This window comes from Ruegeria sp. AP11 (assembly GCF_056535865.1).
This window is the reverse complement of sequence record NZ_JBQFJB010000001.1, coordinates 507,210-530,786: the sequence shown is the minus strand read 5'-3', so window position 1 is coordinate 530,786 and position 23,577 is coordinate 507,210. Positions and strand designations below refer to the sequence as shown.

The window sequence follows — 23,577 nt, the reverse complement described above, 5'->3', positions numbered from 1 at the left end:
CTACCTAACCCGCCGCCTTCTTGGTGGTTTTCTTGGCTGCAGCCTTCTTTTTCGGCGCCGCCTTTTTCTTAGTACCCTTCTTGGCCGCGCGTTCGTTGACCAATTCGATGGCCATTTCCTGCGTCACGTCCTCGGGCTTGATGTCCTTGGGAATGGTCGCGTTGACCTTTTCCCATTTCACATACGGCCCGTAACGCCCGTCCAGCACCTGCATCGCGCCGCCATCGGGATGCTCGCCCAGCTCTTTGAGCGGCTTGGCAGCGGCCCTGCGTCCACGCCCCGGATTGGCGCGTTTTTCGGCCAGCATTTCAACCGCGCGGTTCATGCCGATCTCGAACACATCGTTTGGGTCCTTGAGGTTGGCATAGACTGGCTTTGCTTCCTCGGGCAGCTGATGCATCAGATAAGGACCGAACCGTCCGAAATTCGAGCTGATCATGCCACCCTCGGGATGCTCGCCGATCTGGCGGGGCAGGGACAGCAGCGTCAGCGCCTTGTCCAGATCCATGTCATCCTTGCTCCACCCGCGGGGCAGAGACGCACGCGGCGGCTTTTTGTTCTCGGGCGTCGGCTCACCGCGCTGGACATAAGGGCCAAAGCGGCCGGATTTCAGCCAGATTTCGTCTCCGGCATCCTCACCTAGCAGACGCTCATCACCCTCGGCCCCTTCACCAGCGATAGGGCGGGTATAGGTGCATTCAGGATAGTTGCCGCAGCCCACAAATCCACCAGTACGCGAGGTTTTCAGGTGAAGCTGCCCCACGCCGCATTTCGGGCAGACACGCGGGTCCGAGCCATCCTCACGCGGAGGATACAGCTGCGGGGCCAGCGCCTCGTCCAATTTGTCCAGCACTTCGGAAATGCGTAGTTCCGATGTCTCGCCAATGGCGGCCGAGAAATCGCGCCAAAACTTGCCCAGCAGGTCCTTGTAATCACGGTCCCCAGCGCTGACGTCATCCAGTTGCTCTTCCAGATTGGCGGTGAACTCATAGCCCACGTATTGGCGGAAGAAGTTCAGCAGGAAGATTGTAACGATCCGGCCTTTTTCTTCGGGGATCAGACGGTTCTTGTCCTTGCGCACATATTCCCGATCCTGAATTGTGGTCACAATCGAGGCATAGGTCGAGGGACGCCCGATCCCCAGCTCTTCCATCCGCTTGACAAGGGTCGCCTCGGTATAGCGCGGCGGCGGCTGGGTATGGTGTTGCAGGGCCAGAACGGCTTCGTTGTCGGACAGGATCGCGGCCTTGTCGTCGGCTTTGGCGAACTGATCCTTCAGCGAGGTTTTGGCAAATCGCGCCGGATCGCCCTGCATGATCTGCGGCAGGCGTTTTTCGTCGTCATCGGCCACATCATCGCGGCCTTCCTCGTAGACGCGCATGAAGCCGTCGAACAGCACGACCTGCCCGGTGGCGCGCAGGCCGACTTGTCCATCTTCGCTGCCAATTTCGACCGTGGTGCGCTCCAGGCGGGCGGCGGCCATCTGACAGGCAATGGTGCGTTTCCAAATCAGATCATACAGCTTGCGCTGATCCTCATCGGTCACTTTCAGCGCTTTGGCGTCGCGCGACATATCCGTCGGACGGATACATTCATGCGCTTCCTGCGCGTTCTTGGCCTTGTTCTTGTACATGCGCGGGCTGTCGGGCACGTATTCGCTGCCGTAACGATCGGCAATCGCGTCCCGCGTGGCGGCCACGGCCTCGGGCGCCATGTCGATGCCGTCGGTTCGCATATAAGTAATGTATCCGGCCTCATACAGCCGCTGCGCCACCTGCATGGCATGGCGGGCGCCCATGCCGAACTTGCGGCTGGCCTCTTGTTGCAGGGTTGAGGTCATGAAGGGCGCGCTGGGGTTGCGTGCTGCAGGCTTGGCCTCGACCGAGGTAACGGACAGCGCACGGCTGGTGATGGCCTGCACTGCCAGTTCCGCCTGCGTGGCATTGGCCAGATCGTGCTTGTCCAGCTTTTTACCCGCAAGCGTGACCAGCCGTGCCTCATAAGTCTGGCCGCGCGGCGTTTCGAACAGGGCGCGGACCGACCAGTATTCAACCGGTTTGAACGCCTCGATCTCCATCTCGCGTTCGACGATCAGGCGCAGGCAGACCGACTGCACGCGTCCGGCGGATTTTGCCCCCGGCAGCTTGCGCCACAAAACGGGCGACAGGTTGAACCCGACCAAATAGTCCAGCGCGCGGCGGGCCAGATAAGCCTCGACCAGCGGCATGTCGACCTGACGTGGGTTCTGCATCGCCTCGGTCACCGCGTCCTTGGTGATGGCGTTGAAGGTCACCCGGCTGACCGGCGTGTCCTTCTTGATCGAGCGGCGCTTGGTCAGCGCCTCCTGCAGGTGCCAGCTGATCGCCTCGCCTTCACGATCAGGGTCGGTGGCGAGGATCAGGGCGTTGTCTTCTTTCAGCGCGTCGGCGATGGCCTTGACATGCTTGCGGCTGTCATTACCGACCTCCCATTTCATCGAGAATTCTTCGTCCGGATCGACCGATCCGTCCTTGGGCGGCAGATCCCGCACATGGCCGTAAGAGGCCAGAACCGTGTAGTCGGGGCCGAGATATTTATTGATTGTTTTTGCTTTGGCCGGAGATTCTACAACAACTACGGGCATTTAAGGGGAAACCTCGCTCGACGATTTGGGCGCCTTCTATGGTGGTGCAAAATGTGTGGGGCAGGAAGGAATTGTCAATGCGTTCCTTTCGTCGCGTGAAAAGCGGCGTTATTTCAGTGTATTATGGGCCATTTTCATGCCAGCTGCCCGTCAGTGCGTCTGCAGTTCTCTGTTGCCCGATCAACTCGCCAGAGACAAAAGCCCGCCCGGCTGACACTGGATTCGTCCCTCAAGCTCAAGATCGACCAGCGCGGGGCCCAATTCACCTGCCGTTGCCGCGATATCGCGCAGCAATTGATCTTCTGCGATAGGTGAGGGGCCGAGCCGATCCAGTATCTGCGTATGAATGGCCTGCACAGGAGTGGGTTTGGGCGCAGCAATCGCAGTATCGGGTTCGGTAAACAGGTCGGCCTGTATCGGCAGCGCTTCAAGAATATCGTCGGCAGAACGTACAAGCGTCGCCCCGTCGCGAATCAACAGATTGCACCCCGCAGCCCGTGCATCGAAGGGATGGCCGGGTACGGCCAGCACCTCGCGCCCCTGATCGAGGGCATCGCGGGCTGTAATCAGACTGCCAGACTTGGCTGCGGCCTCGACCACCACCACCGCGCGCGCCAGCCCCGAGATGATGCGGTTACGGCGCGGAAAATGTCTGGCCTGCGGGGTGACGCCCATGGGCTGCTCGGACAGGCGCAGGCCCCTGCGGGCGATGTCCTGAGCCAGATCGGTGTTCTCTGCTGGATACACAACATCAACTCCGCCCGCCATGACCGCGATGGTGCCGGTCTCGACCGATGCCAGATGCGCGGCGGTATCAATGCCGCGCGCCAGGCCCGAGACAATGGCATGACCCTTGCCGCCCAATTCCGTGGCCAATCCTCGCGCCATGCGCGCGCCCAGTGACGAACAGTTACGGGCGCCAACCATTGCGATTGCGGGTTTTTGCAGCAGCGACACGTCGCCGACGGCCCACAGCAACGGCGGCGCATCGCTCAGGTCGTTCAAGACGTCGGGAAAGTCAGCGGCCCCAAGGCACAAAAGCCGCGCTTTTGCGGCTTTTGCGGCCTTGAGTTCCGCCTCAATCACGCCGGGGGGGCAGGTTTCATACCCTTCTATTCCGGCAGCGCGCGCCATTTCCGGCAGCGCGGCCAGCGCGTTCTGCGCCGAGCCATGTTCGCGCAGCAGCCGACGAAACGTCGCCGGACCAACCTTGCGTGAACGCAACAGACGGAGCCAGGAAAACCGGTCCTCTTCCGTGGTGGGTGGGAGTGGGGGGTGATTGGAAGAAAGCTGCTCTTCGGTCATCCGATGCTCCGCCTGATTGCAGAACCGGTGTATCGGATTCGGGGTTAACAGCCTGTAAATCGCGGAAATTTAGATGTGATTTGTCATCATTTTGTTCTGACGCATTCAGTTATATTATTGATATAGAACAGAAAAATAATTCTCAATCTGCCGCTTTACAAATGCGTGAGGGGCACGGTGTTAACCTCGTGCCCGTTTATATTTGCGCTCGACTCAGGTAGCCGAGCCGCCAATGGTCAGCCCATCCATCAGGACGGTCGGCTGGCCGACCCCGACCGGCACCCATTGCCCGTCCTTGCCGCAAGTGCCCATTCCCGGGTCCAGCGCCATGTCATTACCCAGGCCCCGAATGCGTTTCAACGCCGACGGCCCGTCTCCGATCAGCGTCGCGCCCTTGACCGGCGCGCCGATCTTGCCGTTTTCGACCCGGTAGGCCTCGGTGCAGGAGAAGACGAACTTGCCGTTGGTGATGTCCACCTGACCGCCACCAAAGCCAACGGCCCAGATACCGTCCTTGATATCCGCGACCAAAGACGCAGGGTCGGCATCACCACCCAGCATGATCGTGTTGGTCATGCGTGGCATCGGTTTATGCGCATAACTCTGCCGCCGCCCGTTGCCGGTGGGCGCGACACCCATCAGCCGCGCGTTCTGGCGGTCTTGCATGTAACCGGTCAGAGTGCCGTCCTCGATCAGCACGGTCCGCGAACTCGGCGTGCCCTCGTCATCCACGGTGATCGAGCCGCGCCGATCCGCAATGGTGCCGTCATCCACAACCGTCACGCCCTTTGAGGCGATCTGCTGGCCCATCAACCCGGCAAAGGCCGAACTGCCCTTGCGGTTGAAATCGCCTTCCAGCCCGTGGCCGATGGCTTCGTGCAGCAGGATGCCGGGCCAGCCGGGGCCAAGCGCCACCTCCATCACTCCGGCAGGGGCGGGGATGGCCTCGAGGTTGACCAGCGCGATGCGCAGCGCCTCACGCGCTTTGTCTTGCCAGTCGGCGGGGTCGATCAGCCCGCTCAGTCCAACGCGCCCTCCGCCACCGGCCGAGCCGCTTTCGCGACGGCCATTCTGTTCCACGATCACCGAGACGTTCACGCGGGTCATCGGGCGCACGTCACGCACCAGCACGCCATCGGGGCGCAGAATCTCGACCTCCTGCACGGCGGCAGCGATGGTGGCGCTGACCTGAACGACGCGCGAATCGAGATCCCGTGCGAAGGCATCAATCTCGCGCAGGGTTTCGACCTTGACCGGGAAGCTGGCGGTCTCGATCGGGTCTTCATCCGTATAAAGCCGCGTGTTGGTGGGTTTCGGAGCTTCGGCCAGCGTGCCGCCGCCATCGCCAACGGCCAGCCGGGCCGTCTCGGCAGCGCGTTTCAGCGCCGGGATCGAGACATCGGTGGAATGCGCATAGCCCGCAACCTCGCCCTGCACCGCACGCAGCCCGAATCCTTCGGAGGCATCATATGAGGCAGTCTTCAAACGCCCGTCATCAAACACCAGAGACTCGGATTTCCGGCGCTCGACAAACAGCTCTCCGTCTTCGGCCCCGGCGGTGGCCGAGCGCAAAACGGTCAGTGCTTCGTCATGCGGCAGAGCGCTCTCAAAAGGGCGAAACGGAGCTTGAGACATGGGTTGCGGCCTTTCGCATTTGATCCAGATCAAAAATAGCGTCTGTTTGACGCAAGCATTTTGCTTTATCTACCCGCAGGAATATGGTTTTTAACGCGGCCAAAGACAACGGGTGAGGTGTGACCGATTCACATCTTTTCGCCAGGGACGTAAAGATCAAACGATCAGGACAGAACATGAAGAATGCTTTGATGCTTTCGGGGCTTATGACAGCCCTCTCCAGCCTTCCCGCCATGGCTCAGGAGCTTGAAATTATTGGCAAGCCGGTCGATGGCGGCCTGGGCTTTCAGCCTGCGGCGACCAGCCTCGCCGAAGGAATCCAGCGACTGGACGGCATGATTCTGGTGATCATCACCGCAATCTGTATCTTCGTTGCGGCCCTGCTGGTGTATTGCATCGTGCGCTACAACCAGCGCGCCAACCCGACACCGGCGCGATTCTCGCACTACACCCCGGTCGAGATTGCATGGACCCTGGGTCCGATCCTGATTCTGGTCTTCATCGGTGCGTTCTCGCTGCCGGTTCTGTTCAAGCAGCAGGAAATTCCCGAAGGCGACGTGGTCATCAAAGTGGTCGGCAACCAGTGGTACTGGACTTACGAATATGTCGATCACGATTTTGCCTTCGACAGCTATCTGCTGGGTCATCCGGCAACTCTGGACGAGGGCGCGCGCGCGGCGGATGCTGATGTCACGCCGTTTGTTCTGGATGACGCAATGCGCGCCAAGCTGGCGGATGCCGGTTACAGCGATGACGAATGGCTGCTGGCGACCGACACTGCCGTGGTTGTGCCAGTGGGCAAAATCGTCGTTATGCAGGTCACCGCGTCGGACGTGATTCACTCGTGGGCGATCCCGTCCTTCGGCGTGAAACAGGACGGTGTGCCCGGACGTCTGGCCGAGCTGTGGTTCGAGGCCGAGAAAGAGGGCATCTATTTCGGTCAGTGTTCGGAACTGTGCGGCAAGGACCACGCCTATATGCCGATCACTGTGAAAGTGGTCAGCGAAGAAGCCTATGAAGAATGGCTGCAGGGCGCGATCGAAGAATATGCGGGCCTGCCGCAAAGCTATCAGGTCGCGTCCAAGTAAGCGCGATCAGGGCGGCGCGACTGCCCAGGATGACAGGTAAGCTGCGCGGGCAATCGCGCGGCTTTCGCCTCAGAAGGACCGGAAATGACTGACGCAAGCATCAATGCCAGCACAGCGACCGCTCAGGCGGACGAGGCCAGCTTTGGCGATTTTTTCGCCCTGCTGAAGCCTCGGGTGATGTCGCTTGTGGTGTTCACGGCGCTGGTTGGTCTGCTGGCGGCTCCGGTTTCCGTGCATCCGGTCGTGGGCTTCTGCGCTATCCTGTTCATTGCCATCGGTGGCGGCGCATCCGGTGCACTGAACATGTGGTGGGATGCGGATATCGACCGGGTGATGAAGCGCACCAAAGGCCGCCCGATCCCGTCCGGTAAGGTCGAAGAGGGTGAGGCGCTGGCCATCGGGCTGGCTCTGTCCGGTCTTTCGGTGATCATGCTGGGCCTTGCGACCAACTGGTTCGCAGGCGCGTTCCTGGCCTTCACCATCTTCTTCTACGTCGTCGTCTATACGATGTGGCTGAAGCGTTCGACGCCTCAAAACATCGTGATTGGTGGCGCAGCTGGTGCTTTCCCACCGGTGATCGGATGGGTTGCGGCCACCGGATCAATGACGCTTGAGCCGTGGCTGATGTTTGCCCTGACCTTCATGTGGACGCCGCCGCATTTCTGGGCGTTGGCGCTGTTCATGCGCTCGGATTACGACGATGCGGGCGTGCCGATGCTGACGGTAACCCACGGGCGCCGCGCGACGCGCTGGCATATCCTTGTCTACACGGCGCTGCTGGCGCTGCTGGCTGTGGGCACTTCTTTCTCGGGTATCGGCGGGCCGATTTATCTGACCGTGGCGATGGTGATGAACGCCTTGTTCCTGCGCGGTGCCTGGCAGATTTCCCGCCGCAGCGAGGACGATTCGGAAGCGGACAACTTCAGGGCGGAGCGCAGCTTCTTCAAATTGTCGCTGCTGTATCTCTTCCTGCATTTCGGCGCGATTCTGGCAGAGGCACTGTTGAAACCCTATGGTTTGGGAGGCTGGTCATGAGCCTGCGTAAAAGCCACGAGCTGCATCAACGCCGGTTCAGCCGCAATCTGGGCGTTGGCCTGACGCTGGCCGCATTTATCGTGATCATCTTCGGACTGACGATCGTCAAAGTTTCGAACACGGATTTCAACATGGCGACACAAGAGGTGCAGAACTGATGGCGTTGACGGGGCCTCAGAAGACGGTTGCGCAGACCGTGGGCGTGGTAGTCCTGATGGGCAGCCTGGCCTGGGCGGCGGTGCCGTTTTACGACTGGTTCTGCCGCGTTACTGGCTTTGGCGGCACCACCGGCGTAGCCGAGACCGCGCCCGAGGACATTCTGGACCGCACCATCACCGTGCGCTTTGACGCGTCAAAAGCCAAGGACATGGCGTGGGAATTCAAGCCGGTCGAACGCGAGATGGAAGTGCGCATCGGCGAAACGGGTCTGGCCTTCTACGAAGCCTACAACCCGACAGACCGCCCGATCGCCGGACAGGCCTCGTACAATGTGGCGCCATATTCGGCGGGCGGATATTTCCAGAAAATTGCCTGTTTCTGCTTTGAAGAACAGGTTCTGCAACCCGGTGAGCGGGTTGAGATGCCGGTGACCTTCTTCGTCGATCCCGAAATTGTCGACGATCTGGAAGCCAAATATGTGCATACGATCACTCTGTCGTATACATTCTATGAAATTGACCTGCCCGAAGGCTATGCCGCCCTCGACGTGCAGGCAGAGACCAACAAGAACTAACGCCTGTAGGTGAGGGACGCTGATGGCACACGCTAAAGACCATGACTACCACATTCTGAACCCCTCGATCTGGCCGCTGATCGGCGCCGTCAGCGGTTTTGTGATGCTTTTCGGGGCCGTGCTGTGGATGCACGGAACCACCCCATGGATCTTCTGGATGGGGGTTGTGGGTGTCCTTTACACCATGTTCGCATGGTGGTCCGAAGTGGTGGCCGAAAGCCGCGCCGGCGATCATACGCCGGTCGTGCGTATCGGCCTGCGTTACGGATTCATCCTGTTCGTGATGTCCGAGGTGATGTTCTTCTTTGCCTGGTTCTGGTCGTTCTTCAAACATCGCATGTATCCGATGTACGACTATGCCGGGACGGAATACATCCAGCCGGATATCCATGCGGTTGATCCGTTTCACCTGCCTCTGATCAACACTCTGGTTCTGCTGCTGTCGGGTTGTGCGATCACCTGGGCACACCATGCGCTGGTGCACAACAATGACCGCAAGGCGCTGGTACAGGGTCTGGCCATCGGTATCGCACTGGGTGTTGCGTTTACCTTCCTGCAGGGCTTTGAATATTATGAACTGCTGGCCCATGGGGGCTGGGAATTCGGCGGTGATCAGTTCTATTCGAACTTCTTCATGGCGACCGGTTTCCATGGCGCGCATGTGATCATCGGTACCATCTTCCTGACGGTCTGTCTGATCCGCGCCCTGAAAGGGGACTTTACGCCCGAGAAGCATGTCGGTTTCGAAGCCGCAGCCTGGTACTGGCACTTCGTTGACGTTGTCTGGCTGTTCCTGTTCTTCGCCGTTTACATCTGGGGTCAAGCTCCGCTGATGTAACGCCGGTCAGGTGATCCAATTGCAAAAGCCGCCCTATGGGGCGGCTTTTTCTCTATTCGGGGCGCAAGATTGCGCCCGATACAATTGCGTGGTTGCAATTCGACCCGCGCCCCCCTTAACAAGACGCCGGTTCCTGCTAAGAGGTCTGATCCCGCCATGCGCCGCATTCTGTTCCTGCTGATTTTCGGTGTCGCCGGTTTGGGCGTGCTGCTGTCACTGGGTTTTTGGCAAGTGCAGCGGCTGGCGTGGAAACAGGAGGTTCTGGCCGAGATCGAAAGCCGCATTTCTGCCGATCCGGTCGCTTTGCCGCCGCAGGTGTCCGAGGCCGGAGATAAATACCTGCCTGTGACGATTTCCGGTGAACTGGAACCCAACGAAATTCATGTTCTGGTCTCGGTAAAGCAGGTGGGTGCGGGATATCGCATCATCCAGCCATTTCACACTGCTGACCGGACCATTCTGGTGGATCGCGGCTTTGTGCCGACCACCGCCAAACAGGCGGATCGTTTGGCAGGCCCTATGGAGATCACTGGCAATCTGCATTGGCCCGATGAGGTCGATGGCTACACGCCCGAACCCGATATCGGCAGCAACATCTGGTTCGCCCGTGACGTGCCCGCGCTGGCGGCGGCCCTGGGGACTGAGCCGGTGCTGCTGATTGCGCGGTCCGAAACCGACCCGAACGTGACGCCGCTGCCGGTCGATACAGCGGGCATCCCCAACGATCATCTGCAATATGCAATCACCTGGTTTGGTCTGGCTCTGGTCTGGGCCGCCATGACCGGGTACTTCCTGTGGCGCAGCCGTGCCAATTCTGAGAGTGACGCGACATGAAATACATCTCGACCCGCGGGCAGGCGCCCGAACTGAGTTTTGAAGAGGCAATGCTGACCGGGCTGGCCCGTGACGGCGGCCTGTATCTGCCCGCCGAGATTCCGGTTTTGAGCCAGGATGACATCGCCGCGCTGGCCGGTCTGCCCTATGAGGAAATCGCGTTCCGCGTCATGTGGCCCTATGTCAGCGGTTCCTTTGCCGAGGACGAGTTCAAGGCGATCATCGCCCGCGCCTACGAGGGCTTTGGCCACGACGCCCGCGCGCCGCTGAAGCAACTGAACGAGAACCACTTCCTGCTGGAATTGTTCCACGGCCCCACGCTGGCCTTCAAGGACTTCGCCATGCAGTTGATTGGTCAGCTATTCCAAGTGGCCCTGAAACGGCGCGGCGACCGGGTGACCATCGTGGGGGCAACCAGCGGCGATACCGGTTCGGCTGCGATCGAAGCGTTCCGGGGGCTGGATGCGGTGGATGTGTTCATCCTGTTCCCGCATGGCCGTGTCTCCGAAGTGCAGCGCCGCCAGATGACCACCCCTGCGGACAGCAACGTCCATGCGCTGGCCGTGGATGGCGATTTCGACGATTGTCAGGCCGCCGTGAAGGACATGTTCAACGATTTCGACTTCCGCGACGGGGTGAAACTGGCCGGTGTGAACTCGATCAACTTCGCGCGGGTGCTGGCGCAGGTGGTGTATTACTTCTCGGCCGCTGTCAGCCTTGGCGCGCCGCATCGCAAGGTCAGCTTCACTGTGCCCACCGGCAATTTCGGCGACATCTTTGCAGGCTACATCGCCAAACGCATGGGCCTGCCCATCGACCGGCTTGTGGTGGCGACCAACCAGAACGACATCCTGCATCGGTGCCTCTCGGGGCAGGGGTACTTCAAGGGTGACACCATCCCCTCGATCAGCCCGTCGATGGATATTCAGGTCAGCTCGAACTTTGAACGGGCGTTGTATTATGCCTATGGCGAGGATGGCAGCGCCGTGGCGCAGTTGATGGAGGAGCTGAAGACCGGCGGCTTCAACGTTAGCCAGGGTGCGATGGAGGCGCTGCGCGAGCAGTTCGAATCGGGCCGTGTGTCCGAAGACGAAACGCTGGCCACCATCAAATCGACGCTGGCGCATAGCGCCGAACTGGTTTGCCCGCACACCGCCGTGGGCATCAAGGTGGCCGAAGACCACCGCGCCGCCGACACGCCGATGATCACGCTGGCCACCGCGCATCCGGCGAAATTCCCGGCTGCGGTCGAGAAGGCGAGTGGCGAACATCCGCCTCTTCCATCCCGCATGTCTGATCTGTATGAACGTCTGGAACGGGTGACCCGCATCGCCAACGATCTGGGCGCCATCGAGGATCATATCAGAAGGCATATCGCCGAGTGACTGTCAGACAAGATCAACTGAAGAACGGCTTTCGGATCGTCAGTGAACATATGCCGGGGCTGCAATCTGCTGCCATCGGCATATGGGTGACCGCAGGCGGGCGGCATGAGCGGATCGAACAGAACGGCATCGCTCATTTCCTTGAGCACATGGCCTTCAAGGGAACCGAGCGGCGTTCCGCGCTGCAAATCGCCGAGGCCATTGAGGATGTGGGCGGCTATATCAACGCCTATACCTCGCGCGAGGTCACAGCCTACTACGCGCGCGTCCTGAAAGACGACGTGGCGCTGGCAATGGATGTGATTGGCGATATCGTCCTGAACCCGGTTTTCGACCCGCGCGAGATTGAGGTCGAACGCGGTGTGATCCTGCAGGAGATCGGTCAGGCCTATGACACGCCCGATGATGTGATTTTCGACTGGTTGCAGGAGCAGAGCTATCATGACCAGCCCCTGGGCCGCACCATTCTGGGGCCGACCGAGCGGGTGAGCGCGTTTTCCCGCGAAGACCTATCTGGCTTTGTCGCTGAACATTATGGCCCGGAACAGATGATCCTGTCTGCGGCGGGCGCTGTGGATCACGACGCGCTGTTGAAAATGGCCGAAGAGATGTTCGGGCATCTACAATCACGCAAAGGGCTGATCCCCGAAACGGCGCGCTTCACCGGTGGCGAAGCCCGGCAGGAGAAAGAGCTGGAGCAGGCGCATTTCGCGCTGGCGCTGGAAAGCCCCGGCTATCGCGATGATGCGATCTATACGGCGCAGATTTACTCGACCGCCTTGGGCGGCGGCATGTCCTCTCGTCTGTTTCAGGAAGTGCGCGAGACGCGCGGGCTGTGTTATACCATCTTCGCCCAGACCGGGGCATACGCGGACACCGGGACAACCACGATCTATGCCGGAACCTCGGCGGATCAGGTTGCGGAACTGGCGGCGATCACCATTGACGAGATGAAGCGTGCCGCCGAGGACATGAGCGCAGAAGAGGTCGCCCGTGCCCGTGCCCAGATGAAGGCCGGAATGCTGATGGGGCTGGAAAGCCCGTCGAACCGGGCCGAGCGTCTGGCACGGCTGGTGCAGATCTGGGGCCGGGTGCCCTCGCTTGAGGATACCGTCGCCAAGATCGATGCGGTCAGCACCGAGGATGTACGCGCCTTCGCCGAACAGATGGCGGTGCAGGCCCCGGCGGCGCTGGCGCTCTACGGCCCGGTTTCGGGCGCGCCAACATTGGCGGAGTTGCAGGAGAGGCGTGCGGCGTGATGCTGTTGGGCAGACGCAAGCTGAAACTTGAAACCGAGCGCCTGACGCTGCGGCCGCCCATACATTCCGACTTCAACGACTGGACGGCATTGCGGCGCGCCTCAAAGGACTATCTGGTTCCGTGGGAGCCGGTCTGGGCCCGGGATCATCTGAGCCGCAAGTCCTTTACCAACCGGGTCTATTGGGCGCAGCGCTCGGTGGCGGGCGGCACGGCGATTCCGCTGTTTCTGTTCCGCCGCAGCGATGATGTGCTGTTGGGGGCGATCACGCTGGATAACGTGCGACGGGGTCCGGCGCAGGCGGGGACGCTGGGCTATTGGACCGGCGAGGCCTATGCGCGGCAGGGTTTCATGCGCGAGGCCATCGGGGCGGTTGTGCATCATGCCTTCACCCGGTTGGACCTGAGCCGGATCGAGGCCGCGTGCCTGCCCGAAAACAAGGCCTCGCGCGGGTTGCTGGAAAGCTCGGGGTTCAAGTATGAGGGTGTGGCGCAGTCCTATCTGCAGATCAACGGGCGGTGGCGGACGCATGTGCTGTATGCCTGTTTGCGATCCGATCGGCGGGGCAGGACCGACGCGGGGTAGGGGGCTCTGCCCCGCCGCGGCAAGCCGCGGCTCCCCCGGGATATTTTGGGCCAGATGAACAAGGGGCATGACTTGGCGGCGTTCTGCGCTACATTTCGGTCATGCGGTGGGTTGTTGCGGGATTGATGATGCTTGCAGACGGGGCGGTGGCGCAGGAGCGGCGGCCCAGCCATTGCATCGCCATCGCGGATGCGGCACCCGGGGTCGAATTTCTGCACAAAGCTGCCTGGCAGGATCCGGTGCCCGAATTTTCGGTGCGCATCAGCTATGTCGCGCATGCGTCGTTTCTGATTCAGACGCAGGGCGGGTTGAACGCGGTCACGGATTTTACCGGTTTCATTGGTGGTGCCGATCTGATCCCGGACGTAGTGACCATGAACCATGCGCACAGCACCCATTGGACGGCATATCCTGATCCGGCCATTCCGTATGTGTTGCCGGGCTGGGGAGAGTTCGGGCAGGGGATCGAACATTACCTTGATCTGGGTGAGATGCTGGTGCGCAATGTCTCGACAGATATCCGGTCAGCCTATGGCGGGGTCGAGGAACGCGGGAATTCGATATTCGTGTTCGAGGTCGAGGGATTGTGCATCGGGCATTTGGGACATCTGCACCATATCCCCTCGGACGCGCAATTTGCGGCTTTGGGGCGGCTGGATGTGGTCATGGCGGCGGTGGATGGCGGCACGACGATGCCCTTGCCCGAGATGATCGAAGTGCTGAAGCGGCTGAAAAGCTCGGTGATCATACCGATGCATTGGTTTTCGGGCTTTTCGCTGGAGCGGTTTCTGGTGGATATCCGCGATACCTTTCCGGTGCAGCGCGATGGCGGGTCCGAGATTGTTGTCTCGCTGCGGACCTTGCCGGACCGACCCACGGTGGTGGTGTTGGAGCCGCAATATCTGATCGAGCTGGAATAAGACTTGCCGCGAGTCAGCGCCTTTGGCAGGGATAAGGCATGGAATTGAACCCTGCTGATGAAACCTTTGCCCGTGTGATCCGTGAGACGCTTGGCGGCGATGTGCTGCGACCGCTGGAGCAGCGCTATCTCGAAGAGCCGCGCCGCCGGTTTGTCGGCAAGGGGGGCTTGCTGGCGCTGCCACGCTCGGTCGAGGAGGTCGCGGCGCTGGTGCGCTGTGCGTCCGAGGCCAGGGTGCCGGTCGTGCCTTATGGCGGAGGGACGGGATTGGTGGGTGGTCAGGTTCTGGCCGACGGTCCCATGCCGCTGATCATCTCGCTGGAGCGCATGACCGCGATCCGCGCCATCTATCCGACCGAGAACATTCTGATTGCCGAGGGCGGCGCGATTCTGGCCGACATACAGGCCGCGGCGGAACAGGCCGACCGGTTGTTCCCCTTGTCTCTGGCAGCGCAGGGTTCCTGCCGGATCGGTGGCAATCTGGCCACCAATGCGGGCGGGGTGAATGTGCTGCGCTATGGCAATGCGCGCGATCTGTGTCTGGGGCTTGAGGCGGTTCTGCCCGATGGCGAGATCTGGCATGGGCTGAGCCGGTTACGCAAGGACAACACCGGCTATGATCTGCGCAACCTGCTGATCGGGTCCGAGGGCACGCTGGGTATCATAACCGCGGCGGCATTGAAGCTGTACCCGCAACCCAAGGCGATCGGAACGGCGATGTTCCGGGTAGCGTCCCCCGAGGCGGCGATTGATCTGCTGTCCCTGTCGCGCGATCAAGTGGGCGAGGCTGTCAGCACATTCGAACTGATCCACCGGCAGGGTCTGCAATTCCTGACCGAGGTTCTGCCGAATGTCCGGCAACCCTTCGCGGATCAGCCCGAATGGTCTGTCCTGATCGAGCTGGGCTTGTCAGAGGGGCAGGACCCGTCAGATGTTCTTGAAACGACTTATGAGGCTGCCGAGGCGCGCGGGCTGGTCAGCGACGCGGTGATTGCCCAGAGCGAGGCGCAACGGGCCGAACTATGGGCCGTGCGCGAAAACATCCCCGAGGCCAACCGGCTGATCGGGTCCGTGTCCAGCCACGATATCTCGGTCCCAATCTCGGATATCCCAGAGTTCATTCGACAGAGTGACAAAGTCGTGGCGGCGCTGGGGCCGTTCCGGGTGAATTGTTTTGGGCATCTGGGCGACGGTAACCTGCACTACAACGCCTTCCCGCCGCCGGGGCATGATCGGGCCGAGTTTGTTGGGCAGCGGGCCGCAGTCAAACGCGCGGTGCATGATCTGGTGCACGCGTTTGGCGGCTCGGTCAGTGCCGAACATGGTGTCGGGCGTCTGAAGACGGAAGACGTGAGGCGTTATGGCGATCCGGTCAGGCTGAGCGCGATGCGTGCCATCAAATCGGCGCTTGATCCGGCCGGGATCATGAATCCGGGGGCCGTACTACCGGATTGAACGCGGCCCGGCCTAGAGGGGCGGTTCGAGAGGTCAGAGCCCCTCGAACTCGCACAGGATATGCACATCCATGCCCATCTCTTCCAATGTTTTGCGACCGCCCAATTCAGGCAGATCGATGATGAAAGAGCATGAGATGATCTCGCCCCCCAGCCGTTCGATCAGCTTGATACCGGCCGCAGCGGTGCCACCGGTGGCCAGCAGGTCATCGACAACCAGAATCTTCTCACCCGGTTGAATGGCGTCATCGTGGATTTCCACGATGGCCTCGCCATATTCCAGCTTGTAGTCCTGAGAGATCGTGGTGCCGGGCAGTTTGCCCTTCTTGCGGATCGGCACGAAACCGACGCTCAGCTGGTGGGCGATGGCGCCACCCAGAATGAAGCCGCGGGCCTCAAGTCCCACGACCTTGTCGATACGCTCGCCCGCATAAGGGTGCAGCATCTGGTCGATTGCCATGCGGAACCCGCGCGGGTCGGCAAACAGGGTGGTGACATCGCGGAACATGATCCCTTCATGCGGGAAATCGACGATGGTCCGAATGTAATCCTTGACCGTTTTGTTTCTGGACATGGGCCACCCCTTTGGCATCAAACACGCGGCGGTGTTTGGCCCATCGGGTCCGGTCATGCAAGAAAACTTTAGCCCCTGCGGCTACTTGTGGCGGCTGCGCATGGGATTGGGCAGCGCATAATAGCGATAGAGCGTTCTCGGCAGCCAAGACAGGTGCGGTTTGCGCCAGTTGCGTTGATCCCGAAGAAGAAAAGCGTGCGCGACATGAAGGTTCATTGCGTTAATCCCCGTTTATTGTTATGTGCGAAATATCTACAGTTGCAATGCAATGTATATACAAATAATTGCGGTGAAAGTCAAGGTTTGAACGGAGTCAAGGCGCGTGACCAAGAGTGATGGGAAGAAATCCACAAAGAAAAACAGCCAGTTGGTCCTGCGTCTGGATAAGGATGAACGCGACGCTTTTGTCGAGCTGTGTCGGGAACTGGATACCTCCGCCGCGCGCGAAATCCGCCGGTTCATCCGGGGCTTCATGAAGGAAAACGCCGAAAGCTGACGTCAGGCCGGGCGACGCAGGACCGCTGTGGCGATGCCCATGCCGATCAGGGTCAGCCCGCCAAACCGGGTCATCGCGGTGATCACGCTTGCGCGTCCGATCATCTGGCGCAGCCTGTCCGCCAGCAGCGCATAGGCCAGCGCATTCAGCCAGGCAAGGCCAACGAAGGTGGCAATCACAATGGCGAATTGCGGGCCCAGCGGGTCAGCCGGGCGTAGGAATTGCGGCACGAAGGCGATGAAAAAGGCGATGGATTTCGGGTTCAGCGCGGTCACGGCGGCGGCATGGCCAAAGACGCTGCGGGCGGTGACATCACGCGCGGTTTCGACCGCCTGCAACCCGCCTGCAGGCGCGCTGCGCAACAGCTTTATGCCCAGCCACACCAGATAGGCCGCGCCCACCCATTTCAGCACTGAAAACAGTGTGGCCGAGGCCAGCACCAGCGCCCCCAGCCCCAATAGCGAAGCACTCATCGCAACAAGGTCCCCCAGCGCAACCCCGGTGGCCGAGGCAACGGCAACGCTGCGTCCTTTCGACAGCGCATAGCTGAGCACCAGCAACACGGTGGGGCCGGGGATCAGCAGCAAGGCGGTTGATGCGGCGACAAAGGCCAGCCAGAGTTCAGGCGACATGGGGCATCCTATCGGAACGTTTCCCACACCAAGCCCCGCTGCGGCGGCAAGGTCAAGCCTTTGCGCGTTCGGTCACACGACGCATCAGTGCCTCCAACGGTCCGCGACTGAATTTGCGGAACCAGAGCAGGGCGAAGATCGAAGACAGCGCGCAGAACAGCAGGGCATATCCAACGATCTGCGGCGCGCTCAGCGATCCGTCCAGCAACCCGGCTTCCTCCAGCAGGCCCATCCCGATCAGGATATGCGCCATATAAAGCGTCAGGCTCTGCCGTCCCGGCGCGGTCAGAAAGGGCGCGATCCGGCTGCGCTCGATCACGGGCCAGAGTTTCAGAAGCAGCCCGATCACCACGCAGGCCGTCCCGGTCCCAGTGAGGATATAGAATGGCCCCGGCGGAATGGATTCGGTCCCCAGATAGGCCACCAGCTCCGGGTCCGAGGTCATCATCTGCGGAAACATCGCCAGCACCGCCGCGCCAAAGCCCCACATGATTAACCGGTGCTGAATACACAGCGTATGAATTTCAGACCGCCCGATGGCCATTCCGATCAGCAGGAAAGCAGCCCAGGGCAGCACCGGATGCCAGCCGTTGAACAGCGTGTTGCGCAGGAAGCCGGGCAGGGTCCAGAGGTCGGTATAGGCCAGCGCCTGCCAGTCCCAGCCCTGTTCATAGTCAAAGACCAGATTGGCGATCACCGAAAGGGTCTCAATACCCAGCGCCCCCAGCCACAGGCCGCGCGGTGAAGTGGTCAGAAACGCCGCCCCGACCACAAAATAAAGCGCGTAGAAATGCAGGATATCGGCGTCGAACACCGTCATGTTGATCAGGCCGATCACAAACAGAAACGCCGCCCGCCGCAGCAACAGACCGGGCGTGATGCGTGACAATCCGATGCCGATCCCGGCCAGCACCACGAACAACGCCGCCGCCCGCCCCTCGAGCGCGTTGATCAGGGCCGAGGCCCAGTCGGTACCTGGCGCAACCTGCGCCGCGATGCGGAAATTCACCAGAACCATGCCGCAAAAGGCCAGAAACCGCGCGGCGTCCAGGGCGTCGAGTCGTTTCATCGGCTTCCTAATCCTGATCGGGCAACAGCTAAGGGGTTGTCCTGGCGTTGATAATCAGCGTCAACATGGCGCGGCAAGGCTGTAATTCAACTGTCCGACCTGCAAAAGCTGCAGGCTCTGGCGTTGCGGCAACAGGTTTAAGATTGGATGAAGCTTTGCCTTTGCGCCTTGAAACCAGCCCGGCTCCCCCCAAACTCGGGGTTAACGAAAGGAGAGGTCGATGGCCCAGACACAACACGCAGAGCCGCCCACAGGCGCGGTGCGCACCGGTTTTGAACGCGCCAAGGGGGCGCTGCTCAGCCTCTTGCTGGTCGGGGCAATAATCTATGCGGGCATCCTTGGTTATATGTACTTCAACCAGCAATCCCTGCTCTACAAACCAGATGGCGAATTGCCCGAACCCGGCGCGGTCGGGTTGGCGGATGTCGATGTGCTGTCGGTGCCGATGGCTGACGGAACGGTTCTGACCGCGTGGTCCGCGCCCGCCGCCGTTGACGGTGCGCCGACGGTTCTGTTCTTTCACGGCCAAAGCGGCAATCTGGGCGACCGCGCCGACCGGCTGCGCGAAATTCTCAACTCGGGCTATGGGCTGCTTGCGCCCAGCTATCGCGGTTTTCCGGGCAGCGAAGGTGAGCCTTCGGAACTGGCGCTGATCTCGGACGGGGTCCAACTGTTCGACAAACTGGACGGCGAAGGCAAAGCCGTTGTTCTGCACGGCCAGAGCCTCGGCACCGGTATCGCCGCCGCCGTCGCGGCCGAGCGTCCGGCTGCCGAATTGCTGGTGCTTGAGGCTCCGTTCACGGCCACGGTCGACGTCGCGGCCGAGCGTTATCCGTTGCTGCCGGTGTCAGCCCTGATGAAGGATCAGTTCGCGACACGCGACCTGATCGAACAGATCACCGTGCCAACGCTGATCTTCCACGGGACCGAAGACGAAACCATCCCCGTGCACCATGGTGAGGCATTGGCAAGGATGTCCGACACGGCGCAGCTCTATGTGATCCCCGACGGCACTCACAACGACCTCTGGTCGCATGGTCTTTGGGATGAGGTTCAAAAGAACCTGCCGCAGAACTGAGGTTACAGCACTCGGCCCGCCACCGCATCCAGCTTGGCCAGCAACGCCGGGTCACGCTTTTCAGGCGCGGTCAGGATGGCATATTCCAGCGCCCGGTCGCAGCCATGCGGGCAGGGCGCGCGCTCGGCCCCCAACAGGGCAGGCAGTCCTTTGACCAGCGCCCGGCCTTTCTCGGCATTGCCGGTCAGGGTGGCGATGATGGCGGTTACATCAACCTCGCCATGATCCGGGTGCCAGCTGTCATAATCGGTGACCATGGCGATTGAGGCATAACAAAGCTCGGCCTCGCGGGCGAGTTTCGCCTCGGGCATGTTGGTCATGCCGATCACGTCACAGCCCCAGTGTTCGCGATACATTTTCGATTCCGCCAGCGACGAGAACTGCGGCCCCTCCATCGCCAGATAGGTGCCGCCGCGATGCACGGTGATGCCCGCCGCCTTGCCTGCGGTCTCACAGGCATCCGACAGGCGCGGGCAGGTGGGATGTGCCACGCTGACATGGGCCACGCAGCCGGTGCCAAAAAAGCTCTTCTCCCGCGCAAAGGTGCGGTCGATGAACTGATCGACAATCACGAAACCCCCCGGCGCCATCTGCTCGCGAAACGACCCGCAGGCGGAAACCGAGATCACATCCGTTGCCCCCAGCCGTTTCAACGCGTCGATATTGGCGCGATAGGGCACCTCGGTCGGCGAATGCACATGCCCGCGTCCGTGACGCGGCAGAAACGCCATCTCGACCCCGCCCAGCGATCCGGTCAGAATCTGGTCCGACGGCGCGCCCCAAGGCGTTTCCACCGTGACCCATTCGGCATTTTCCAGACCGTCGATGTCATAGATGCCCGATCCTCCGATGACGGCGATTTTTGTTTGGGTCACGATTGCTCTCCGCTGAAATTTCCTGCTGAAAGAGTTCTGCGGGCCACAACCCGTTTTGACAAGTGGCTTCAACGGTTTGTGTGCGCTTGCGTCAAGCCATGCGCCAGGTGCATATCAGGGTCCCGCCTGACGCGGTATCTCAGCAGCGCTTTGGCCGCTAGAAGGCCCCTTTCGCGCGAACATAACCGACCGACAGGACCGATCCATGCCCCGAGCCTTGCTGGCAAGCTTTGCCAATCGCCTAGCCATACCCGATTTGCGCTGGGTGCCCGACGAAGGGCTGACCTTTGCACGTCTGCGGATCGAGCTGCTGTCGGGCCTCACCGTTGCGCTGGCGCTGGTACCCGAGGCGGTGGCCTTTGCCTTTGTTGCCGGGGTGCACCCGCTGGTCGGGCTGTATGCGGCGTTTCTGGTAGGTTTGATTACCGCGCTGATCGGTGGCCGGCCGGGCATGATTTCGGGCGCAACCGGGGCCTTGGCGGTGGTCATGGTGGCGCTGGTGGCGCAGCACGGCGTCGAATACCTGTTCGCGACCGTTGTTTTGATGGGCATCCTGCAGATCATCGCGGGGGCGATGCACTGGGGCCGCTTCATCCGGTTGGTGCCGCATCCGGTGATGCTGGGCTTTGTCAACGGTCTGGCCATCGTGATCTTTCTGGCACAGCTGGGGCAGTTCAAGGTCCCCGGCACCATGGAAAACACCGGCCACGGCATGGGCGGCGGCGAATGGCTCTCGGGCGCGCAGCTTTATACCATGCTGGGTCTGGTCGCGCTGACCATGGCAGTGATCTGGGTCATGCCCCGCATCACCCGCGTTATTCCCGCACCATTGGCCGGGATCGTGGTCGTGGCCGCGCTGGTGATCGGTGTCGGGCTGGATGTTCCGCGCGTCGGCGATCTGGCTTCTATCGAGGGTGGATTGCCCAGCTTCCACATCCCTATGGTGCCGCTGAACTGGGAAACCTTTGAGATCATCCTGCCCTATGCCCTGATCCTTGCGGCCATCGGGCTGATCGAATCCCTGCTGACCCTGAACCTGGTGGGCGAGATCACCAACAAACGCGGCGGCGCCTCGCAGGAGTGCATCGCGCAGGGCACGGCGAACGTGGTTACCGGTTTCTTCGGTGGCATGGGTGGCTGCGCCATGATCGGCCAGTCGATGATCAACGTGAAATCGGGTGGACGGACACGTATCGCAGGCATTGCGGCAGCACTGTTCCTGCTGCTCTTCATCCTCGTCGGCTCTTCCCTGATCGAGCAGATCCCGCTGGCCGCGCTGGTCGGCGTGATGTTCATGGTGGTGATCGGAACCTTCGCCTGGAACTCGCTGAATATCTTGCGCAAAGTGCCTCTGACGGATGCGTTTGTGATCGTGCTGGTGACAGTGGTGACCGTGATGGAAGACCTCGCCGTCGCTGTTGTGGTTGGCGTGATCGTCTCGGCGCTGGCCTATGCCTGGAACAACGCCAAACGCATCCATGCCGTCACCCGCGAGTCGTCAACGGAAGAGGGCGCAAAGGTCTATGAAATCCAGGGGCCGCTGTTCTTTGGCTCATCCGAAGGCTTTGTGGAGCTGTTCGACGTGCCAAACGATCCGCAGACTGTCATCGTCGATTTCGCCGAAAGCCGCGTCGTGGACCAATCGGCACTGCAGGCGATCGAGAACATTGCGGCAAAATACGAGGCGGCAGGCAAGCGCGTCATGCTACGGCACCTGAGCCGCGATTGCCACAAACTGCTGACCAAAGCCGGCCACCTGATGGTCGACAGCGATGATGACCCTGATTACGAGCTGGCGGTGGACTACTCGGTCCGTACCGGCATTCTGGGTGGCCACTGAATCTTTTGCGAGGCTCTGCCTCGCGCTCCGGGATATTTATAGCCAGATGAAGAACGGATCCCCTGCTTCATCTGGCCGAAAATATCCCGGGTGAGTCGCCCGAAGGGCGGCAGGGGCTGGCCCCCTGTTACCGGATTTCAATCATCCGGACGGTCGAGCGAAAACAACTCGCTGATAACCGAATAGTCCCGATAGCCGAGCCGTGCGAGCGGTTTGAATGAAGTCACGTCAAACTTGCCATCGCGGATGTGATCGTCGTGCAGGTGCACGCCGGTGACCTCTCCGAACACCACCCTGTTGGCCGCGCCCGGAAGGGTCACGATTTGGGTCAGCTTGCATTCCAAAGCCGCGGGGGCGCCTTCGACGCGAGAGCAATTGATCGTTTCGCATTCGACCGGTGTCAGCCCGGCATGGGCGAACTCATCCACATGTTTCGACAGGCCCGCCGAGCTGGCGTTCATCGCGTCCTGATGCGCGTGCGCCACGACGTTGACGCAAAACACGCCGGTGGCCTCGATATTGGCGATGCTGTCCTTGCCGCCGTCCTGATCGTGCTTGGTGCCGGTTGTGGCGAACATCACCTGTGGAGGCGTGTAGGCGACTCCGTTGAAAAAGGAATAGGGCGCCAGATTGTTGATCCCATCCGCATCCCGTGTCGAAATCCAGCCGATCGGGCGGGGGGTGATGATGGCGTTGAAGGGGTTATGCGGCAGGCCGTGGCCGTCTTCGGGGCGATAGAACATCAAGATCTCCAAGCGTTTGCCCAAGGCGTATCGAAGTGCTAGGGCGAATTCCAGCAAGGAAAAGAGGGCGCGCGTGCAGCAATTCAGGATCAGGCCGGAACAGCCAGAGGACTGGTGGGAGGTCGAGGCGCTCTATGATCTGTGCTTTGCGCCGGGGCGCGAGGCGCTGTCGTCCTACCGTCTGCGCGATGACGTACCCCCCGTCGCCGGTCTGTCGCAGGTTGCGCGTGACGGGCAGGGGGTCTTGGCGGGGGCGATCCGGTTCTGGCCGGTGCATGTGGGCGATCACGATGCGCTGTTGTTGGGGCCGGTGGCAGTGCATCCGACCCATCAGGGCGAAGGGCTGGGGGGGTATCTGATCCATCAGGGCGTCGAAGTCGGGCGCGCCAAGGGTTGGAGGCGGGTCATGCTGGTGGGCGACGCGCCGTATTACGCCCGGTTTGGGTTTGCCCCGCTGACCGGGGTCGAAATGCCGCCACCGACCAATCCGGACAGGATACTGGGGCTGGAGCTGATCCCCGGAGTTTGGTCGGGAATTCAGGGGCTTGTCACGCGCTGGACCCGCTGACCCATTGAAA

General features: G+C 61.1%; 23 protein-coding genes. 15 read left to right on the top strand and 8 right to left on the bottom strand.

Annotated features, from left to right (window positions below):
- Positions 1–4: 4 nt before the first annotated feature.
- From topA to tldD, 3 genes are all read right to left on the bottom strand, one after another.
- A complete protein-coding gene (gene topA / locus ACR3E4_RS02760) occupies positions 5–2,623 on the bottom strand; it encodes a type I DNA topoisomerase (RefSeq protein ID WP_480535193.1) in 2,619 nt (872 codons plus the stop codon).
- Between the two features lie 180 nt (positions 2,624–2,803).
- Entirely contained in the window at positions 2,804–3,928 is a 1,125-nt protein-coding gene (gene dprA / locus ACR3E4_RS02755) for a DNA-processing protein DprA (protein WP_480535194.1), read from the bottom strand.
- 213 nt (positions 3,929–4,141) lie between these two features.
- Positions 4,142–5,563: a metalloprotease TldD gene (gene tldD, locus ACR3E4_RS02750; RefSeq protein WP_480535195.1), complete on the bottom strand. Its 1,422-nt coding sequence runs from the start codon at positions 5,561–5,563 to the stop codon at positions 4,142–4,144.
- A 176-nt stretch (positions 5,564–5,739) separates the two neighbouring features.
- Here tldD and coxB point away from each other — a divergent pair, with 176 nt between their 5' ends.
- From coxB to ACR3E4_RS02695, 11 genes are all read left to right on the top strand, one after another.
- Complete coding sequence (coxB, locus tag ACR3E4_RS02745) at positions 5,740–6,651, top strand: cytochrome c oxidase subunit II (RefSeq protein WP_480535196.1); 912 nt, start codon at positions 5,740–5,742, stop codon at positions 6,649–6,651.
- 84 nt (positions 6,652–6,735) lie between these two features.
- A complete protein-coding gene (gene cyoE, locus ACR3E4_RS02740) occupies positions 6,736–7,686 on the top strand; it encodes a heme o synthase (protein ID WP_480535197.1) in 951 nt (316 codons plus the stop codon).
- Positions 7,683–7,844: a hypothetical protein gene (locus ACR3E4_RS02735; RefSeq protein ID WP_480535198.1), complete on the top strand. Its 162-nt coding sequence runs from the start codon at positions 7,683–7,685 to the stop codon at positions 7,842–7,844. Before cyoE ends, ACR3E4_RS02735 begins: the two co-directional genes overlap by 4 nt.
- Positions 7,844–8,419 carry a cytochrome c oxidase assembly protein gene (locus ACR3E4_RS02730; protein ID WP_480535199.1) on the top strand — a complete coding sequence of 192 codons (576 nt, stop codon included), beginning with the start codon at positions 7,844–7,846 and terminating at the stop codon, positions 8,417–8,419. The genes ACR3E4_RS02735 and ACR3E4_RS02730 overlap by 1 nt, the downstream gene beginning before the upstream one ends.
- A gap of 22 nt (positions 8,420–8,441) precedes the next feature.
- Positions 8,442–9,257 carry a cytochrome c oxidase subunit 3 gene (locus tag ACR3E4_RS02725; protein ID WP_480535200.1) on the top strand — a complete coding sequence of 272 codons (816 nt, stop codon included), beginning with the start codon at positions 8,442–8,444 and terminating at the stop codon, positions 9,255–9,257.
- 156 nt (positions 9,258–9,413) lie between these two features.
- Entirely contained in the window at positions 9,414–10,091 is a 678-nt protein-coding gene (locus ACR3E4_RS02720) for an SURF1 family protein (protein ID WP_480535201.1), read from the top strand.
- Positions 10,088–11,476 carry a threonine synthase gene (gene thrC, locus ACR3E4_RS02715; RefSeq protein ID WP_480535202.1) on the top strand — a complete coding sequence of 463 codons (1,389 nt, stop codon included), beginning with the start codon at positions 10,088–10,090 and terminating at the stop codon, positions 11,474–11,476. The genes ACR3E4_RS02720 and thrC overlap by 4 nt, the downstream gene beginning before the upstream one ends.
- Complete coding sequence (locus tag ACR3E4_RS02710) at positions 11,473–12,735, top strand: M16 family metallopeptidase (protein WP_480535203.1); 1,263 nt, start codon at positions 11,473–11,475, stop codon at positions 12,733–12,735. Before thrC ends, ACR3E4_RS02710 begins: the two co-directional genes overlap by 4 nt.
- A complete protein-coding gene (locus ACR3E4_RS02705; protein WP_480535204.1) occupies positions 12,735–13,319 on the top strand; it encodes a GNAT family N-acetyltransferase in 585 nt (194 codons plus the stop codon). Before ACR3E4_RS02710 ends, ACR3E4_RS02705 begins: the two co-directional genes overlap by 1 nt.
- A 128-nt stretch (positions 13,320–13,447) precedes the next feature.
- Positions 13,448–14,239, top strand: coding sequence for an MBL fold metallo-hydrolase (locus ACR3E4_RS02700; protein ID WP_480535280.1), 792 nt, complete (start codon positions 13,448–13,450; stop codon positions 14,237–14,239).
- Between the two features lie 38 nt (positions 14,240–14,277).
- Positions 14,278–15,693 carry an FAD-binding oxidoreductase gene (locus ACR3E4_RS02695; RefSeq protein WP_480535205.1) on the top strand — a complete coding sequence of 472 codons (1,416 nt, stop codon included), beginning with the start codon at positions 14,278–14,280 and terminating at the stop codon, positions 15,691–15,693.
- A 33-nt stretch (positions 15,694–15,726) separates the two neighbouring features.
- Here the strand turns inward: ACR3E4_RS02695 and ACR3E4_RS02690 are convergent, their stop codons facing one another.
- Complete coding sequence (locus ACR3E4_RS02690; protein WP_480535206.1) at positions 15,727–16,266, bottom strand: adenine phosphoribosyltransferase; 540 nt, start codon at positions 16,264–16,266, stop codon at positions 15,727–15,729.
- 322 nt (positions 16,267–16,588) lie between these two features.
- On the opposite strand from ACR3E4_RS02690, the gene ACR3E4_RS02685 reads away from it, so the two are divergent.
- Positions 16,589–16,762, top strand: a complete 174-nt coding sequence (locus ACR3E4_RS02685) for a hypothetical protein (RefSeq protein ID WP_480535207.1) — start codon at positions 16,589–16,591, stop codon at positions 16,760–16,762.
- A 2-nt stretch (positions 16,763–16,764) separates the two neighbouring features.
- Here the strand turns inward: ACR3E4_RS02685 and ACR3E4_RS02680 are convergent, their stop codons facing one another.
- Entirely contained in the window at positions 16,765–17,394 is a 630-nt protein-coding gene (locus tag ACR3E4_RS02680; protein WP_480535208.1) for a LysE family translocator, read from the bottom strand.
- 52 nt (positions 17,395–17,446) lie between these two features.
- The gene (locus tag ACR3E4_RS02675) at positions 17,447–18,463 is read right to left on the bottom strand and encodes a DUF418 domain-containing protein (RefSeq protein WP_480535209.1); all 1,017 of its coding nucleotides are present in this window, start codon (positions 18,461–18,463) and stop codon (positions 17,447–17,449) included.
- Between the two features lie 220 nt (positions 18,464–18,683).
- Between ACR3E4_RS02675 and ACR3E4_RS02670 the strand changes: the two genes are divergently transcribed.
- Positions 18,684–19,541 (top strand): alpha/beta hydrolase, encoded by an 858-nt coding sequence (locus ACR3E4_RS02670; protein WP_480535210.1) that lies wholly within the window; start codon positions 18,684–18,686, stop codon positions 19,539–19,541.
- A gap of 2 nt (positions 19,542–19,543) precedes the next feature.
- On the opposite strand, the gene ACR3E4_RS02665 is transcribed toward ACR3E4_RS02670, so the two are convergent.
- Positions 19,544–20,416 carry an S-methyl-5'-thioadenosine phosphorylase gene (locus ACR3E4_RS02665; protein ID WP_480535211.1) on the bottom strand — a complete coding sequence of 291 codons (873 nt, stop codon included), beginning with the start codon at positions 20,414–20,416 and terminating at the stop codon, positions 19,544–19,546.
- A gap of 205 nt (positions 20,417–20,621) precedes the next feature.
- Between ACR3E4_RS02665 and ACR3E4_RS02660 the strand changes: the two genes are divergently transcribed.
- Complete coding sequence (locus tag ACR3E4_RS02660) at positions 20,622–22,256, top strand: SulP family inorganic anion transporter (RefSeq protein ID WP_480535212.1); 1,635 nt, start codon at positions 20,622–20,624, stop codon at positions 22,254–22,256.
- A 137-nt stretch (positions 22,257–22,393) separates the two neighbouring features.
- On the opposite strand, the gene ACR3E4_RS02655 is transcribed toward ACR3E4_RS02660, so the two are convergent.
- The gene (locus ACR3E4_RS02655; protein WP_480535213.1) at positions 22,394–22,999 is read right to left on the bottom strand and encodes a flavin reductase family protein; all 606 of its coding nucleotides are present in this window, start codon (positions 22,997–22,999) and stop codon (positions 22,394–22,396) included.
- A 73-nt stretch (positions 23,000–23,072) separates the two neighbouring features.
- Between ACR3E4_RS02655 and ACR3E4_RS02650 the strand changes: the two genes are divergently transcribed.
- The gene (locus ACR3E4_RS02650) at positions 23,073–23,567 is read left to right on the top strand and encodes a GNAT family N-acetyltransferase (protein ID WP_480535214.1); all 495 of its coding nucleotides are present in this window, start codon (positions 23,073–23,075) and stop codon (positions 23,565–23,567) included.
- The last annotated feature ends 10 nt before the right edge of the window (positions 23,568–23,577 follow it).